5 protein-coding genes are annotated in these 3,476 nt (G+C 55.4%); 1 reads left to right on the top strand and 4 read right to left on the bottom strand.

Going from position 1 to position 3,476, the window contains the following annotated elements:
• A partial coding sequence (locus BGIM_RS0100330; RefSeq protein ID WP_029629605.1) for a sigma factor-like helix-turn-helix DNA-binding protein occupies positions 1-227 on the top strand: 227 nt, incomplete at its 5' end.
• 14 nt (positions 228-241) lie between these two features.
• Here the strand turns inward: BGIM_RS0100330 and BGIM_RS0100325 are convergent.
• The 4 genes from BGIM_RS0100325 to BGIM_RS47820 form a co-directional block, all read right to left on the bottom strand.
• Positions 242-595 (bottom strand): hypothetical protein, encoded by a 354-nt coding sequence (locus tag BGIM_RS0100325; RefSeq protein WP_020467862.1) that lies wholly within the window; start codon positions 593-595, stop codon positions 242-244.
• Entirely contained in the window at positions 592-1,140 is a 549-nt protein-coding gene (locus BGIM_RS0100320; RefSeq protein ID WP_020467861.1) for a Panacea domain-containing protein, read from the bottom strand. The genes BGIM_RS0100325 and BGIM_RS0100320 overlap by 4 nt, the downstream gene beginning before the upstream one ends.
• Before the next feature lie 422 nt (positions 1,141-1,562).
• Complete coding sequence (locus BGIM_RS47825; protein WP_020467860.1) at positions 1,563-2,288, bottom strand: DUF3800 domain-containing protein; 726 nt, start codon at positions 2,286-2,288, stop codon at positions 1,563-1,565.
• Positions 2,289-3,176: 888 nt separating this feature from the next.
• On the bottom strand, positions 3,177-3,476 hold a 300-nt coding region (locus tag BGIM_RS47820; protein ID WP_040887364.1), incomplete at its 5' end, for a hypothetical protein.

Raw genomic sequence — 3,476 nt, 5'->3', positions numbered from 1 at the left:
CCGAACCCCCGCCCACCACCCCCGAAGACCTCGACGCCCTCCGCTTCCTCCCCCCCCGCCAACTCCAGGCCCTCGCCCTCACTTACGGCCTCAACGACGACGGCCCCCGGACCAGCGAAACCGTTGGAAAACTGATGGGCTGCTCCGCGCAGAACGTGAGGGGGCTGGCTTTGAACGCGCTGGCGCGGTTGAGAAAGAGGATGGGGGTGGCACGGACGGGGGAGTGAAGGGCGAGAATGAATCACCAATCGACGGTGATTCTGGGATACGGTTGTTGTTCGTCGTACCATTCGGTTGGATCAAGCAACCAAGGGGCATGTTCCTCAAGTTGCCAGTCCACCCGGCGAATCACGGCGATGGTGGCATCCGCCAGCCAGCGAAAGCGAAATTCCAGCAGATAGACGGATTGATCGGCCCGCCTCACCCGGTATCCGGTGCGATAACCGGGGGCGACGGGAGCATAGGCCATGCGTGTCACGGATTGCCAGTCTTGCTGGAAGACAAGAAGATGCTCTGCGGCCAGCAACCGCACCTCGTCCGGCAGGGCTTCAAGGGCGGCGGCGGCCTCGGGCGTCAGGCTGACTTCGACGCTCATTTTTTGCCAATCCTGGCGATCACCTCGGACAGCGGGACTAATTTCCCCTCGGCGAACTGACTCTCCAGTCGGGCCTCTCCGCCGGGCGGTTCGCCGGTGTCTTGTTCGTAGAGACGCCCGAAGTAGGCCAGCAAGGCTTCATTGGTGATGGCGTTGCTGCATCGCCCGCCCGCATCCGGCATGTAGGCATCCCGCCACGGCGGTTCCTTGTGGGTTCGGTCTGACAGGCCAAACCCCGAGAACTCTCGAAACTTGTTCCAAACCGCCCCGATCAAATCCCTCGCCCGGACAGTCAGGGCCTCCGGTTCGCCGAGACCGCTGATCGGATCGTCGCCAAATGATTGAAGTTCCCGCCGGATGTTTTTGGGCACCGGCCCGAGCTTCCACGCCTCAATCCGGTCGTCAAACAACGGCTCCAAATACCACGCCATCGACCATCCCTGGGCGTAGTACATCAGCTTGTACAGCCGCATCTGGTTCAACGGCTCGCCGTCCGCGCCGGCAAGAATGACGAACTGACGGGCCACGTCGATCGCGGAGACCATGACAAAATTCCTGCGAAGCAATCAATCCGTTGTGAGGATAATTATCCGCATAAATGCGGATAGATACATATGTACATTAACACGGCGAAGGTGCGACGACAACCCCGCCGGGTAACGGTATCCCCTACGCTGATTCCGTTGCAAACGGCATCGAAGAAATGCGAAACCTCGCCGAAGATTTGAAACGCCACGTTTCCTGATTGATGGCTGGACGATGTTCAACTGCTAGCGTTGGCCTTCCGTCGTCAGCGGTGAGGCCATGCCAGCATCGCCGCCAGAAAACGGAGGCATTGCCTGGCCCAGAACGCAAGAGGCTGGTGTTCAACACACTGGTGAGGTTGAGGAAGAGGATGGGGGCGTATGAGGAATAGCGTTGGATATGTGAAATGAGGACGGGATAACCTTCGCGGAGCGAGATGCCATCATCGGCGACTGAGACAGCCGATGCACATGCAGTCTTCAATGCCTTTTTCGAGATGACCAATCCCATGAATGATCTTGCGATCCGTGTCGAATCTCTTTGCAAACACATCAAAGTAAGTCGCGTCTTTGGCCTCGAATCTACGGTAAACGGAGTAGGCGATGTGATCGGCGACTTGGACGCATCGAAACGCCCGTGATGTGACAAACATCGGGCCATCGACAATATTGCGGATGACATCCCATTGAGTGCCGAGTCTGCGAAATTGATGAGACAGTTCGACAAGCCGCGTGGCGTGGGTGCTTTCGTCGAGAATGATGAGGCCCTTCCCGTCGACTCGTCTCAAAAAGCGGTCAAACCGGCTGCAAATATCCTCAAACGCCACTTCCATTGCATGCCTTGGTGTGAAAGACGCTTTGTGCACGACTGATGCAAACGCCCTCGCACTGTCGTAAGAATTCGCAACAACCGCGAGGACTTCTTTGATCACGTCGCGCCGTTGGTCCTTGGACAATGATTTCCAAGGATCGATTCGCCCGGAGAAAATTTCGGAGGCGTGAAATTCAACCGAGTCGGCATGTCCGGGGACCAATCGCTCGGCGATCTTGTCCAGTTCTTGGGTAAAGTAGGAGACTTGACGTTCGTAGACGCATATGCCTCCAAGCACAAGATATTGCTCTTTTGGATTTTCCGCGGAACCAGAATCGTCAAGGTAAAGGAGATACATGGAGGTTGACCGTTGCGAGTACGGCCCCTAGAATAATAGTGCGGTTGGGAGGGCTGCATGCGCGGTCCGCTGGCGATAAGCCGCCCGGCTGCATGCTTTTGTCGGCAAAATACTGAACCGGTGGTGCGAAAGTGCCGCCGGTTTTGTTTTTTACCCGTGGAAAGTCGGCCCTTCATCTTTCTCAAAAAACAATTGTCTTCTTTCAACTGTTTTGTTCAAATGACTTAGGGAGAGAACAGTGGCGTTTTACACAGAGCAACCCAAGGCAATTCGGCCATTGTGATAAAACAATGGAAATTTCATTGGTTCACAACCCATGAAAAAGACAAACAGTAATCTTCAATTCGGCCCGAGCAATAGATTTTGTGAAAAATGCAACGGCTCGGGAATAGCCATCTTTTGTGATGGATTTTCTACTCACCTCTACCACACCAAGAAAACTCTCTCCCCAAGTCTGATAGAAAGTTCAAGACTTGCCTAAATCAATCATAGACATATAATTCCAATCGACAACGGTAAATTTTAAAAAAATCAAATCAGCTTGAACCAATCAAAAATACAAATAGTAAGAAGAATCGATTTTTGCATGTCTAAAATTTGGCGTTTTTTTGAATACCGCCATGCTAGGCGGTTGGTAGTCTGCGCTGGCGATGAGATTGCCGGTAGTTTTTGTTTGAAATGCGCGATGGGTTCCCAAGCACGGCAACCATTGCAGTCATCGCCCGATGCGTTTCGCCCCTCACATCGAGAGGGGCGAAACGCATTCGAGGATTTCGGGGTTGATGATGAAGCTGAAGGTGTTGCCGGTGTTGACTTGGTTTTCGGGGAAGGGCAATGGCGGTCTTCCAAGGAGAAGGCCCGGCCCGGACAGGCCGGCCCCCCTCGTCCTCATCGTCCCATGTCGAAGACGGAGACATAATCGCGGTCACTCTTGTCGCGGAGGATTTCGTGCTGGTGGCCGAACTGGGCGCCGCGGTCGGGGGCGGCGTTGGCCCGCAGGTGGAAGGTCCGGTTGATCGGGAGGGCGGCGCCGATCGCCTCGTTGAGCTTGATCTCGAACCGGGGCGCCCGGCCGGAGGCGTCGAGCGGGATCGCGAACCATTCGGCCCGGCCCGGCTTCAGATGATGGATTTCTTTCCATTCCCCGTTGCCCCAGCGATAGGCGAAGTGCATCGTCACATCGGGGGT

It is taken from the genome of Zavarzinella formosa DSM 19928 (genome assembly GCF_000255705.1).
GTDB classification, from domain to species: domain Bacteria; phylum Planctomycetota; class Planctomycetia; order Gemmatales; family Gemmataceae; genus Zavarzinella; species Zavarzinella formosa.
This window is presented reverse-complemented; position numbering and strand designations above follow the sequence as displayed.

What these genes read in the sequence shown, in the direction of transcription:
- BGIM_RS47825 (WP_020467860.1), bottom strand. Translation starts at nt 2,288, where the DNA reads ATGTATCTCCTTTACCTTGACGATTCTGGTTCCGCGGAAAATCCAAAA.
- BGIM_RS0100320 (WP_020467861.1), bottom strand. Translation starts at nt 1,140, where the DNA reads ATGGTCTCCGCGATCGACGTGGCCCGTCAGTTCGTCATTCTTGCCGGC.
- BGIM_RS0100325 (WP_020467862.1), bottom strand. Translation starts at nt 595, where the DNA reads ATGAGCGTCGAAGTCAGCCTGACGCCCGAGGCCGCCGCCGCCCTTGAA.